The organism is Sphingopyxis sp. Q841 (assembly GCF_052384365.1).
Lineage (GTDB): Bacteria > Pseudomonadota > Alphaproteobacteria > Sphingomonadales > Sphingomonadaceae > Sphingopyxis > Sphingopyxis terrae_A.
Genome location: NZ_JBQSUM010000002.1, coordinates 246,324 through 258,455, shown reverse-complemented (window position 1 = coordinate 258,455; position 12,132 = coordinate 246,324). Strand labels below are relative to the sequence as shown.

General features: G+C 66.2%; 10 protein-coding genes. 2 read left to right on the top strand and 8 right to left on the bottom strand.

Annotation, left to right across the window (positions count from 1 at the left end; translation table 11 throughout):
- Window positions 1-135 precede the first annotated feature (135 nt).
- The 4 genes from ACT17R_RS11625 to ACT17R_RS11610 all read right to left on the bottom strand — a co-directional run bounded on the left by ACT17R_RS11625 (window position 136) and on the right by ACT17R_RS11610 (window position 4,854).
- Entirely contained in the window at window positions 136-1,350 is a 1,215-nt protein-coding gene (locus tag ACT17R_RS11625; protein WP_444809489.1) for an acetyl-CoA C-acetyltransferase, read from the bottom strand.
- Window positions 1,351-1,430: 80 nt separating this feature from the next.
- Window positions 1,431-2,627: a CoA transferase gene (locus ACT17R_RS11620; protein WP_062902292.1), complete on the bottom strand. Its 1,197-nt coding sequence runs from the start codon at window positions 2,625-2,627 to the stop codon at window positions 1,431-1,433.
- A 129-nt stretch (window positions 2,628-2,756) separates the two neighbouring features.
- Window positions 2,757-3,926: an acyl-CoA dehydrogenase family protein gene (locus tag ACT17R_RS11615; RefSeq protein ID WP_062902293.1), complete on the bottom strand. Its 1,170-nt coding sequence runs from the start codon at window positions 3,924-3,926 to the stop codon at window positions 2,757-2,759.
- A 10-nt stretch (window positions 3,927-3,936) separates the two neighbouring features.
- The gene (locus tag ACT17R_RS11610; RefSeq protein ID WP_062902294.1) at window positions 3,937-4,854 is read right to left on the bottom strand and encodes an SDR family NAD(P)-dependent oxidoreductase; all 918 of its coding nucleotides are present in this window, start codon (window positions 4,852-4,854) and stop codon (window positions 3,937-3,939) included.
- A gap of 114 nt (window positions 4,855-4,968) precedes the next feature.
- Here ACT17R_RS11610 and ACT17R_RS11605 point away from each other — a divergent pair, with 114 nt between their 5' ends.
- Window positions 4,969-5,715, top strand: coding sequence for a helix-turn-helix domain-containing protein (locus ACT17R_RS11605; RefSeq protein WP_263588531.1), 747 nt, complete (start codon window positions 4,969-4,971; stop codon window positions 5,713-5,715).
- Between the two features lie 60 nt (window positions 5,716-5,775).
- Window positions 5,776-8,043, top strand: a complete 2,268-nt coding sequence (locus ACT17R_RS11600; RefSeq protein WP_444809488.1) for an FdhF/YdeP family oxidoreductase — start codon at window positions 5,776-5,778, stop codon at window positions 8,041-8,043.
- On the opposite strand, the gene mobA is transcribed toward ACT17R_RS11600, so the two are convergent.
- The 4 genes from mobA to ACT17R_RS11580 all read right to left on the bottom strand — a co-directional run bounded on the left by mobA (window position 8,040) and on the right by ACT17R_RS11580 (window position 12,089).
- Window positions 8,040-8,558, bottom strand: a complete 519-nt coding sequence (gene mobA / locus ACT17R_RS11595) for a molybdenum cofactor guanylyltransferase (RefSeq protein WP_444809487.1) — start codon at window positions 8,556-8,558, stop codon at window positions 8,040-8,042. The two genes, ACT17R_RS11600 and mobA, sit on opposite strands and share 4 nt — an antisense overlap.
- Window positions 8,555-9,364 (bottom strand): formate dehydrogenase accessory sulfurtransferase FdhD, encoded by an 810-nt coding sequence (gene fdhD, locus ACT17R_RS11590; RefSeq protein ID WP_444809486.1) that lies wholly within the window; start codon window positions 9,362-9,364, stop codon window positions 8,555-8,557. Before fdhD ends, mobA begins: the two co-directional genes overlap by 4 nt.
- Window positions 9,364-10,536: an acyl-CoA dehydrogenase family protein gene (locus tag ACT17R_RS11585; protein WP_444809485.1), complete on the bottom strand. Its 1,173-nt coding sequence runs from the start codon at window positions 10,534-10,536 to the stop codon at window positions 9,364-9,366. The genes fdhD and ACT17R_RS11585 overlap by 1 nt, the downstream gene beginning before the upstream one ends.
- A gap of 92 nt (window positions 10,537-10,628) precedes the next feature.
- Window positions 10,629-12,089 carry a helicase HerA domain-containing protein gene (locus ACT17R_RS11580; protein ID WP_444809484.1) on the bottom strand — a complete coding sequence of 487 codons (1,461 nt, stop codon included), beginning with the start codon at window positions 12,087-12,089 and terminating at the stop codon, window positions 10,629-10,631.
- Window positions 12,090-12,132 lie beyond the last annotated feature (43 nt).

The following is a 12,132-nucleotide window of genomic DNA, read 5'->3' as shown; positions in this document are numbered from 1 at the left end:
AATCCGTTCGCCCTGAGCCTGTCGAAGGGCTGTTCTTCTCTTCAACGCGGCGAAGGAAGGACGGTGCTTCGACAAGCTCAGCACGAACGGCTTTTTGCGGAGAGGCCGCTCCAATGTTCATTGGTCGGATATCCTTCAAGCCGCGCGCTCGAAGATCGCGGCGATGCCTTGGCCGCCGCCGATACACATGGTTTCAAGGCCGTAGCGGCCATTCCTGCGAACGAGTTCGCGCGTCAGATTGGCGAGGATGCGGCCGCCGGTCGCGCCGATCGGATGGCCGAGCGAGATGCCCGAGCCGTTGACGTTGAGGATTTCGTTCCGGCTGTCGTCGTCGGACCAGCCCCAGCCCTTGAGCACCGCGAGCACCTGCGGCGCGAAGGCTTCGTTGAGTTCGACAAGGTCGATGTCGCCCCAGCCGAGGCCATTGCGCGCGAAGAGGCGTTCGACGGCCGGGACGGGGCCGATGCCCATGCGGCTGGGGTCGCAGCCCGCCGCAGCCGAGCTGTGATACCAGGCGATGGGGGTCAGCCCGAGTTCGTCGAGCTTGTCTTCGGCGACCACGAGGCACGCGGCGGCGGCGTCATTCTGTTGGCTGGCGTTGCCCGCGGTGACGACGCCGCCTTCGAGTGCGCGCAATTTGCTCAATGTTTCCATCGTCGCGTCGGCGCGGTAGCCTTCGTCGTGGGCGAAGACGACCGGGTCGCCCTTTTTCTGCGGGACCGAGACGGGGACGAGTTCGTCATCGAACAGGCCATTCGCCCAGGCGGCGGCGGCGCGCTGGTGGCTGCGCACGGCATAGGCGTCGCAGGCCTCGCGGCTGATGTCATAATCCTTGGCGAGATTTTCTGCGGTCTCGATCATCCCGGTGATGACGCCGAAGCGTTCGACGGGCTGCGACATCAGCCGCCCGCGGGTCAGCCGGTCGTGGAGCGTGAGGTTCCCCGCCCGCACGCCCTTGCGGATATCGGTCGAATAATGCTCGACGTTCGACATCGATTCGACGCCGCCCGCGACGACGACGTCGGACATGCCGGTCTGGACCATCATTGCGGCGTTGACGACCGCCTGCAGTCCCGAGCCGCAGCGGCGGTCGAGCTGGTAGCCCGGCACGTCGAGCGGCAGCCCTGCTGCAAGCCACGACCAGTGGCCGATCGCCGGCGCTTCGCCATTGCCATAGCCCTGCGAAAAGACGACGTCATCGACGCGCGCGGGGTCGATCTTCGTGCGCTCCATGAGCGCCTTCAGAATGACCGCGCCGAGGGCGCCGGCGGTCATGGAGGACAGCGAGCCGCCGAACTTGCCGACGGCGGTGCGGATCGGGGCGACGATGGCGGCGCGGCGAAGGGTCATTTGGGGTCTCCGGTTTGTGTTCGTTCAAAATGCCACGTGCCCCCGCGAAGGCGGGGGCCCACAGAGAGAAGAAGGGAAGGCTAGGCGACACCGACGATACCGGCATCAATCAGGCGGGCGATTTCGCCCGAGGAGAGCGAAAGGCGCGAGGTCAGCACTTCTTCACTGTGCTGGCCGTTGAGCGGGGCAGGGCGCGGGGGTTCGCGTTCCGCCTGCGGGATGGTCGCGAAGGCGCCCGCGGCGGGGTAGGCGAAGCCGCTGGGGTTCTGCGCCGCGCCGAAGATCGGGTTGTTCGCGACGAGCGCCGGGTCCTGAACCGCATCAAGCATCGTGCGGTAGAGCGAATAGACGATCCCGCCCGCATCGAAGGCGGCGGCGAGATCGGCATGGTCGCGATTTGCGATGGCTTTCTCGAACAAGGGGTAGAGCGCATCGCGGTGGTCGAAGCGGAGGCCGTCGTCCTTGGCGAACGAGACGCCGCGCGCCGCCTCGATGCTCGCGATGGCGTCGCCGAGATTGAGCGCCGCAATCAGGTTCGCCCATTGGCGCGGCGTGACGACGACGATCATCGTCCGCTGGCCGTCGCGGGTCACGAAGTCGCGACCGAACAGGCCGTAAACCGCGTTGCCGAGCCGCGGGCGGCTTTCGCCCGAATAGAGGACTTCGGCGACACCGCCGAGGTTGGCGACGGTGCCGATCGCGACGTCCGACAGGGGTATGCGGACCTCGCCGCCTTCGCCGCTGACGCTGCGCCGCTGGATCGCGGCGAGCAGCGCAAAGGCGGCATAGGCACCGGTGAGCAGGTCCCAGGCGGGCAGGACATGGTTGACCGGCTCGGGCCCGGCGCCGGTTAGCATCGGATAGCCGACGCTGTTGTTCACCGTATAATCGAGCGCGGGCGAGCCGTCGGCCCAGCCCATGACGCGGACGGTGATGAGGTCGGCGCGGCCTTCGGCGAGCGTGTCGTGCGACAGGAAGCCGCCCGCCGGAAAGTTGGTGATGAACTGGCCGGTCGCGCGGACCAGTTGCTGCAGCAACTCGCGTCCCTCTGGCCGGGACAGATCGAGCGCCACCGACTTTTTCGCCCGGTTCAGATTTTCCCAATAGAGCGAATTATTCTCTGCGGTCACCGGCCAGCGGCGGAAATCGGGGCCGCCGCCGATCTGGTCAACGCGGATCACCTCGGCGCCGAACTGCGCGCAGTAGAGCCCGGCCGTGGGCGAGGCGACGAAGGAGGACGCCTCGATGACCGAGAGGCCGGAGAGGAGGTTATACATGGCGTGTTCCGTCGTCCCCCGCTCCCGTCATCCCGGCGAAGGCCGGGATCTCGCCGGTGCATTCAAACGCTACGGCGAGATCCCGGCCTTCGCCGGGATGACGATAGGGTGTGAGGCGGCGCTCCACCCTCAATTCGCCGCCGCAAACTCGCGCAGCATATGCTTGGCGATCTGGAGCTGCAGGATCTGCGTCGTCCCTTCGTAGATGCGATAGATGCGCGCATCGCGGAAGAAACGCTCGGCGTCATATTCGGCGAGATAGCCCGCGCCGCCATAAACCTGCACGCACGCATCGACGACGCGGCCGCACATTTCGCTGGCGAAGACCTTGAACGCCGCCGCCTTGCGCAGGACATTCTCGCCCGCGTCGGCGCGGCGGGTGACGTCCTCCATCATGCATTCGGCGCCATAGATATCGATCTCGCTCTGCGCGAGCATCTGCTGGATCAGCTGGAAATTGGCGATCGGTTCGCCGAACGCCTTGCGTTCGGTCGCATAGCGTACCGCGCTGTCGAGCGCGCGGCGGGCATAGGCGGTCGCCGCGGCGCCGACCGACATGCGGCCGTTGTCGAGGCTCATCATCGCATAGGCAAAGCCTTTGCCGAGCTCGCCGCCCAGCAGCGCTTCGCCGCCAACGCGAACATCCTCCATGATCACGTCGGCGATGTGACTGCCCGCCTGGCCCATCTTCTTGTCCGACTTGCCGATCGATACACCGGGGGCGTCCATTGGCACGACGAACGCCGAGACATGGGCGTTCTTCGGCAGATTTTCCTTGCTTGTCCGCGCCATGATCAGGCCGACCTTGGCGAAGGGCGAGTTGGTGATGTAGCGTTTGGTGCCGTTCAAGACCCAGCCATTGTCGGTCTGCGTCGCGGTCGTCTGGAGCCCCGCCGAGTCCGATCCCGAGCCGGGTTCGGTGAGGCCGAAGCAGGCGATCTCGCCCGCCGCGACGCGCGGCAGCCATTCGGCCTTCTGCGCCTCGGTCCCGCCATTCTTCAATGCCGAGGCGAACATGCCGATGTTGATCGAGATGATCGAGCGGAACGCCGGCATCGCATAGCTGATCGTGTGGATCGTGCGGATATACTGGCTGACGTTCATCCCCGCGCCGCCAAATTCCTCCGGGATCGTCAGTCCGAAGAGGCCCATGTCGCGCATCTCGGACAGGATATCGTCGGGGATCGCGTCGCTCTCGATGATCTCCTTCTCGGCGGGGAGAAGGCGATCGCGGACATAGCGTTCGAGTTGTTCGATGAACTGTTCGAAGACGTCCGCGTCCATGCCGGGATTGCTCATCTTGAAGTCCTCAGATCGGGTCGTAAGGGAAAACATGCGCCGACACCTCGTCGGCGCGCGCGAAAGCTGGGCGGAAGGCGGGGATCAACTCGTCGGCAATCGCTTCGGCGGTCCAGCCTTCGAGCTTCGCCATCGAGCGGACCGGGCGCGGCTTCGAGAAAAGCAATATCTCGTTCTTGCGCACGCTGAAGATCTGGTTGGTCACATCCTTCGACAGGTCGGACGCGAGATAGGCGACGAGCGGCGCGATCTTGTCGGGCGACATTTCCTGCAACCGCTTGACGCGCTCTTGCTCTGCCGGGGTCGTCGCCGGGATCGAACTGGTCATGCGGCTCCACGCGAAGGGCGCGATGCAGTTCGAGCGCACCCCGACGCGCGCCATGTCGAGCGCGATCGATTGCGACAGCGCGACGACGCCGAGCTTGGCGGCGGAATAATTGGCCTGGCCGATGTTACCGATAAGCCCGCTGGTCGAGGTGAAGTGGATAAAGCTGCCCGACTGCTGCTCGCGGAAGTACGGCGTCGCGGCCTTCGAGACGTTGAAGACGCCGGTGAGGTTGACCTCGATGACGCTCTTCCAATCCTCGTAGCTCATCTTGTGCCAGATGGTGTCGCGCAGGATGCCGGCGTTGTTCACGACGGCATCGATGCGGCCGAACTTTGCGACCGCATCCTCGATGATGCCGGCGGCTTCCTTGGGATCGGCGACATTGCCGAAATTGGCGGCAGCCTTGCCGCCCGCGGCGACAATGTCGTTCGCGGTGGTCTCCGCCGGGGCAGCGTCGCCGCCATCGCCCGCCTGCGCGACGCCGGGGTCGTTGACGATGACCGCTGCGCCTTGCGCGGCGCAGTGGAGCGCCAGTTCGCGCCCGATGCCGCGTCCCGCGCCGGTAATCGCGACCACTTTGCCGTCCAGACAACCGCTCATGTCACTCTCCCGTCGAATCAATCGATAGCGCGATAGGGCGGGCAATGCATCATTTCAACATTGGGAATTGTTCTTTCATATATATGAAAATATAGAAGAGCCATGACTGGTCCCGTGCGTTCCGTTTCTCTGGCTTTCGCGATTCTGCGCCTGCTCGCCGACGCGGGACCGCTGACGCTGTCGGACATCGGGCGTAGCCTCGGCCTCAGTCCGTCCAGTTGCCTCAATCTTCTCAAGACGCTGGCGGGTGAAGGCGCGATCGAGCGCGCCGAGCCGGGCAAGCGGTACCGGCTGACGGCGGCCTGGCAGGCGGCTGCGCTGCTGCGCGACAATGGCGGCGCCGCGGCGCTTGCCGAACGCGCCCGCCCCCTGATGCTTCGCTTTGCGCAGCGCAGTGAGGCGGCGGTCGGCCTGTGGGCGGCGGTGTCGCGCGAGCGGATGCAATTGCTCGCGCATGCCGAAAGCGATGCCGGAATGCGGCTGCGCCTCGCCGACGAACAGCGCCAGCCGCTCGGCGGGGGCGCGGCCGGCCGGGCGCTCGCGGCGGCGCAGGGCGTCGATGCCCCTGAACTTGCGCGTCGCTTTGCACCGGTGCGCTGGCAGGCCGCGCTCGATTTCGAGACCTATGCCGCGCAGGTGCGCGAGGCGGCGGCGAAGGGCTTTGCCGTCGACGAGGGCTTCGCGCATCGCGGCGTCGTGACCGTGGCCGCAGGGCTGGCCGAGCCACGCCCCGGCTTTTGCCTGTCGGCGTCGATCGTCGCGGGGTCGCGCAGCGCGGCAGAGATCGAAGCGCTTGGGGATGCGCTGCGGCAATTGCGCGATGCGCTCGGCGCAGGCGGGGTCGCCGACGCAGGGCGATAAGCTCTGGAGTTCATGCAATGGCGGGACCATAGTGGGCGTCCAATCGCTCGGGATACGACCATGGCCGAAGGCAAGCCCCGCTACACCCCCTACAAGCAGCCCGCGGGCGGATGGGGCGCCGCCGCGGCCACCGCAAAAGTGCTGCTCGAACAAAGCGTCGTTACCAAGGGATCGCGCGCGCTGCTGTCGATGAACCAACCGGGCGGTTTCAAATGTCCGAGCTGCGCCTTTCCTGATGCGAGTTGCACCAAGAAGCTGGAATTCTGCGAGAATGGGGCCAAGGCGCTCGCGCATGAGGCGACGAAATTCCGGGTCACGCGCGACTTCTTCGCGGCGTACAGCGTCACCGAGCTCATGGCGCAGTCGGACTATTGGCTCGAGATGCAGGGGCGGCTCACCGAGCCGATGCGCTATGACGCCGCGACCGACCATTATGTGCCGGTGAGCTGGGACGACGCCTTTGCGCTGATCGGCCGGCACCTGCGCGCGCTCGACGATCCCGACCAGGCCGAATTCTATACCTCCGGTCGCACTCCGAACGAGGCGGCGTTCCTTTATTCGATCTTCGTGCGCGAGTTCGGCACCAACAATTTTCCCGATTGTTCGAACATGTGCCATGAGCCGACGAGCCGCGGCCTGCCGCCCGCGATCGGGGTGGGCAAAGGGACGGTGATCCTCGACGATTTCGACCATGCCGAGGCCATCTTCGTGATCGGACAGAACCCCGGCACCAACGCGCCGCGCATGATGACCTGCCTCGTCGAAGCGCGGCGGCGCGGGGTTCCGATTGTCGCGGTCAATCCGATGCCCGAACGCGCGCTGATCCGCTTCACCGAGCCGCAGGACATCGCGCAGATGGCGACCTTCGGCTCGACGCCGATCGCCAGCGAATTCGTGCATGTGAAGATCGGCGGCGATCTTGCGCTGATCAAGGGCATGATGCGCGCGATGTTCGAGCGCGAAGCCGCGGGCGAAACGATCTTCGACCATGATTTCATCGCCGAGCATACCGAAGGCTTCGAGGAACTGCGCGACGATATCATGGCGCAGGACTGGGGCGAGATGGTCGCGGTGTCGGGCATTTCGGAAGAGCAGATTCGCCGATGCGCCGAAGTCTATATCCGCTCCAACGCCACGATCATCTGTTACGGCATGGGGCTGACCCAGCATCAACTTGGATCGCGGCTGCTCCAGCAAGTTGCGGCGCTGCTTCTGCTCAAGGGCAATTACGGCAAGCCCGGCGCCGGCATCTCCCCGATCCGCGGCCATTCGAACGTGCAGGGCGATCGCACCGTCGGCATCGACGAAAAGCCGACCGAGGCTTATCTCGATCGCGTGCGCGATGTCTTCGGCTTCGAGCCGCCGCGCGCACACGGCCATCACACCGTCGAATCGGTCGAGGCGATGATGGCGGGCACCGCGAAGGTCTTCATCGGGCTGGGCGGCAATTTCGTGCGCGCGGTGCCCGATACCGACCGCGCCTATGACGCGATGCGCAAGCTGGACCTGACCGTCGGCATCGCGACCAAGCTCAACCGCGGGCATCTGGTGCATGGCAAGGATGCGCTCATCCTGCCGGTCATCGCGCGATCCGAACGCATCGAAACCGCGGCGGGCGAGCAATTCGTCACGATCGAGGATTCGATGTCGAACGTCACCGCCTCGGGCGGGGTGCTCGATCCGGCGAGCGAACATCTGTTGCCGGAGGTCGAGATCGTCTGCCGCATGGCAATGGCGGCCTTGCCCGACAGCAAGGTCGATTGGGCGAGCTATATCGACGATTATGCCCGCATCCGCGACCGGATCGCCGATGTCTATCCTGCCGTCTACGCCGATTTCGGCGAGCGCATCAAAGCGCCCAAAGGCTTTCATCTCGACATCGCGCCGCGGCGGCGCGCGTGGCTGACCCCGAACGGGAAAGCCAACTTCCTGCCGCTGCCCGGACTGCACGTCGATGCGCCGGTCGAGGATCCCGGCATGCTGCGGCTGGCGACGGTGCGATCGCACGATCAGTTCAACACGACGATCTACAGCTATAATGATCGCTATCGCGGCGTGTACAACGACCGGATGGTGGTGTTCATGAATGCCGAGGACATGGCGGCGCGCGGCTTGGCCGAAGGCGCGAAGGTCACGCTGGAAACGATCAGCACCGACGGCATTGTGCGGCGGGTCGAGGGGCTGACCGCGATCGACTATCCGATGCCGGCAGGTTCCATCGCGGGCTATTATCCCGAACTCAACCCGCTGCTGCCGCTCGCCTATTATGACCCGATCAGCGGCTGTCCGGCGGCAAAGTCGATCCCGGTGCGGGTCGTCGGCGACTAAGCGAAACGATCGAGATCGGACGGGTGGTTGATGTTCGGCAGATCGACATCGCTCTCGACCGCACGCGCACCGATGCGGCGGGCGAAGCCGCGTACCGACCGGTCGTCCTCTTCGCTGAGGAGCGCGTCGAGCAGCAGAAGTGCCCGCACCGGCCACAGACCGATAACCGGCTGCGCGGCGAGAAAAGCCGGCGGCGGGGCGAGCAGATCGCGCATATTCGCGGGCAGCCGCAAGCAGTCGACCGGCACCGTCAGCACCGCATCGAAGCCTTCGTTTGCGGCATAAGCAAGCGCCCCGGCGATGCCGCCGAGCGGGCCGAGGCCGGGCCGCGGCCGGTCGAGTATCGCGGCGACGGGCCCGTTTTCGCGCCCGACGATGACGATCCGGTCGCATTGGGGCTTCAGCGCCGCGACGGCATGATCGAGGAGCGTTGTGCCGCCCAAGCGCGCCTGCGCCTTGTCGGAGCCGAAACGGCGCGACTGCCCGCCGGCGAGCACCGCGCCGAGCAGCCTCATGCGATCATGCCGTGCGCGTCGCAGATGATGAGGGCATTGTCGGCGCGCGCCAGCGAGACGAGCGTCAGCCCTACCGACGCGGCGCGCTCGGCGGCCAGGCTGGTGGGCGCCGAGATGGTGACGAGCATCGGGCAACCCGCGCGCACCGTCTTTTCAACCAGTTCGTAGCTACAGCGCGCCGACAGCAGGATGAAGCCGCCCGCCGGATCGGTAGCGCCGCGTGCGAGCGCACCGACAAGCTTGTCGAGCGCATTGTGCCGGCCGACATCTTCACGAACGAGCAGAATGTCGCCATCGGGGTCGCAGAAAGCGGCGGCATGGGCGGCGCCGGTCGCACGCCCGAGCGGTTGCCGCTCTGGAAGCGCCGCAAGCGCGCGCGCGATCGCCGCGCGCGGCACGGTGACGCGCGCGGTCACGGGGGGCAGCGGGCGCAGCACCGCATCGATATTTTCGAGGCCGCACAGGCCGCAACTGCTCTCGCTCACGCGCGTCCGGGCGCGGTCGAGCGCGCGCGCAGCGCAAGCGGGGGAAAGCCAGAGCCGCAGCGCATGGCCGCCGGGAACGGGCTGCGCGTCGATCCGGTCGATCTGCGCTGCCGTATCGACGAACCCCTCGGCCAGCGCGAAGCCGACGCCGAAATCTTCGAGATCGGCGGGCGTCGCCATCATCACGGCATAGGCGAGCCCCTGAACCTCGATCGAGACCGGCATTTCGACCGCGATCATGCGCTCGATGTCGGCATCGCCCGCCACCCCCAGACCCATCCGGCGCACCGGGCGCGGAAGGAAGGGCGGGGTATCGGCCATCAATAGGACCGCGGCATGCCGAGGACATGCTCGGCGAGGAAGGAAAGGATCAGGTTGGTCGAGATCGGCGCGACCTGATAGAGTCGCGTCTCGCGGAACTTGCGCTCGACGTCATATTCCTCGGCAAAGCCGAAGCCGCCGTGGGTCTGGATGCAGACATTGCCGGCTTCGACCGATGCGTCGGCGGCGAGCATCTTTGCCATATTGGCCTCCGCGCCGTTGGGCTGTCCCGCTTCATAAAGCCGGGCGGCTTCGTGAACCATCAATTCGGCGGCGCGCATATTGGCATAGGCGCGCGCGATCGGGAAGGAGATGCCCTGGTTCTGGCCGATCGCGCGGCCGAAAACATGGCGTTCGTTCGCATAGTCGGCGGACTTCCGGATGAACCATTTGGCGTCGCCGACACATTCGGCGGCGATCAACGTCCGTTCGGCGTTCATGCCCGAGAGGATGTAACGGAAGCCTTTTCCTTCCTCGCCCAACAGGTTGGCGGCCGGAATGCGCATATTGTCGAAGAAGACCTCGGTCGTCGCATGATTCATCATCGTGCGGATCGGACGGATGGTGAGCGACCCGTCGGCGAGCGCCTTTTTCATGTCGACGATGAAGGTCGAAAGGCCGTCGGTCTTTTTCGCCGCCTGATCTTTCGGCGTCGTGCGCGCGAGCAGCAGCATCAGGTCGCTATGCTCGGCGCGGCTCGTCCAGATTTTCTGGCCGTTCACGACATAATCGTCGCCATCGCGCACCGCGACGGTGCGCAGCGCGGTCGTGTCGGTGCCGCTAGTCGGCTCGGTGACGCCGAAGGCTTGCAGGCGCAACTCGCCGGTTGCAATTTTGGGCAGATAGGCTTGCTTCTGTTCTTCCGACCCGTGGCGCAGGATCGAACCCATGATGTACATCTGCGCGTGGCAGGCGCCGCCGTTGCAGCCTTCGGCCTGAATCGTCTCGAGGATCGCCGCCGCCGCCGACAGGCCGAGCCCCGATCCGCCATATTCTTCGGGGATCAGCACCGAGAGATAGCCCGCGTCGGTCAGCTCCTTGACGAATGCGGTGGGATATTCGCGCCTTACGTCGAGTTCGCGCCAATATTCGCCCGGAAACTCGGCGCACAGCCGCCGCACGCCCTCACGAATCTCGGGAAAATGCTCGCTGTCATAGGGGCTGAGCTGCATCGTCGCTGGTCCAATCCTCTCTTTGCTTCGCGCCGCTTATGCCGAAGCACCGCGCCGCCGCAACCATCAAGCGTGAGAGCGCGGGCGGCCGATCACTCGGCCTCGGTGCTCAACCCCAGCGCCGGGATGCCGATCGACCGGCGTCCGCCGAAATCGGACCGCACCACCACCGCGCCCTGCCGCTCCATATATTCGACGAGGCGGCGGACCCGGCCCGGCGAGCGCGTGCCATAAGCCGCGCCGAGCGCATCGTCGTCGGGGCAGGGCGATCCCTCCATCGCGGCGCGCCCGATCAGCAGGAAGGGCGCGAGCATGTCGTCGGGCAGGCGCGCCGCCGCGTCGAGCAGGTCGTGCCATTGCGGCTCGGCGGGATCGAAGATCCCCGCCTTGGCGAGTGCGAAGCGGCGCCGGAACTGCGCAAGGTCGAGCGGCACCTGCCGCAGCTTCTGCATCCGGCAGCGCACCGAAAAATCCTGATAGAGAAAGGATTCGGCATGGAAACCGCACGCCGGGTCGGCGAGCATGTCGCGCAGCGCCGCGATGACCACGGGTTCGGGATCGATCGCCGGTGCCGGCTCCGACGGCGGGCCGTCGTCGATGGGCGATGTGGCGGCTTCGGCGGGGACGACGAAGCGCTCCATCAACTCCTGCGCCGCGACCGGGCGTGGGGCCGGGGCGGGGGACGGCGCGGGTTGGGCGTCGAGATTGGCGAAGAGCATCGTCTGCATGTCGGCCGGTTCGGCGCTTGGCAGCGGCAACAGGCTGTGCGTGCCCGCGCGCGTGGCGGTACGGGTCGACCCGATGCGGATCGATACCGGCCGCCGCGTGATCGCGGGACCAAGGCCGAGGAAGCAGCCGCGGTCGAGGTCGCGTATCTGCTCGGCCTGGCGGCGCTCCATGCCGAGCAGGTCGGCGGCGCGCGCCATGTCGATGTCGAGGAAGGTGCGCCCCATCAGGAAATTGCTCGCCTCCGCGGCGACATTCTTGGCGAGCTTTGCGAGCCGCTGCGTCGCGATGGCGCCGGCGAGGCCGCGCTTGCGGCCGCGGCACATCAAATTTGTCATCGCCGACAGCGAGGCGCGCCGAACCGCGTCGGACACTTCGCCCGCCGCGCTCGGTGCGAACATCTGGGCTTCGTCGACGACGACGAGCGCCGGGAACCAGTGCGCGCGCGGCGCATCGAACAGGGCGTTCAGGAAGACCGCGACGCAGCTCATCTGCGCCTCAATCTCCAGCGTGTCGAGGCTGAGGACGACCGAGGCGCGATGTTCGCGGATGCGCGCGCCCATCGCCGCGATTTCGGCCTCGCTATAATCGCCTGCGTTGACGACGATGTGCGAATATTGGTCGGCGAGGGTGACGAAATCGCCCTCGGGATCGATCACGATCTGTTGGACGAGTCCTGCGCTTTCTTCGAGCAGGCGGCGGAGCAGGTGCGATTTGCCCGATCCCGAATTGCCCTGGACCAACAGGCGCGTCGCCAGCAATTCCTGGACATTGACATGAACGGGCCGCTGCGCGCCGTCGATTCCGATTTCGATGCTGTTGTCCACTGCGCAGCCCCTAACGAGGCGTCCGCGCCGTGACAACCGGGCT

Bases quoted from the DNA above. Each gene is read 5' to 3' on its own strand.
- fdhD (WP_444809486.1), bottom strand. From the start codon at position 9,364: ATGGCCGATACCCCGCCCTTCCTTCCGCGCCCGGTGCGCCGGATGGGT.
- ACT17R_RS11615 (WP_062902293.1), bottom strand. From the start codon at position 3,926: ATGAGCAATCCCGGCATGGACGCGGACGTCTTCGAACAGTTCATCGAA.
- ACT17R_RS11600 (WP_444809488.1), top strand. From the start codon at position 5,776: ATGGCCGAAGGCAAGCCCCGCTACACCCCCTACAAGCAGCCCGCGGGC.
- mobA (WP_444809487.1), bottom strand. From the start codon at position 8,558: ATGAGGCTGCTCGGCGCGGTGCTCGCCGGCGGGCAGTCGCGCCGTTTC.
- ACT17R_RS11625 (WP_444809489.1), bottom strand. From the start codon at position 1,350: ATGACCCTTCGCCGCGCCGCCATCGTCGCCCCGATCCGCACCGCCGTC.
- ACT17R_RS11610 (WP_062902294.1), bottom strand. From the start codon at position 4,854: ATGAGCGGTTGTCTGGACGGCAAAGTGGTCGCGATTACCGGCGCGGGA.
- ACT17R_RS11620 (WP_062902292.1), bottom strand. From the start codon at position 2,627: ATGTATAACCTCCTCTCCGGCCTCTCGGTCATCGAGGCGTCCTCCTTC.
- ACT17R_RS11585 (WP_444809485.1), bottom strand. From the start codon at position 10,536: ATGCAGCTCAGCCCCTATGACAGCGAGCATTTTCCCGAGATTCGTGAG.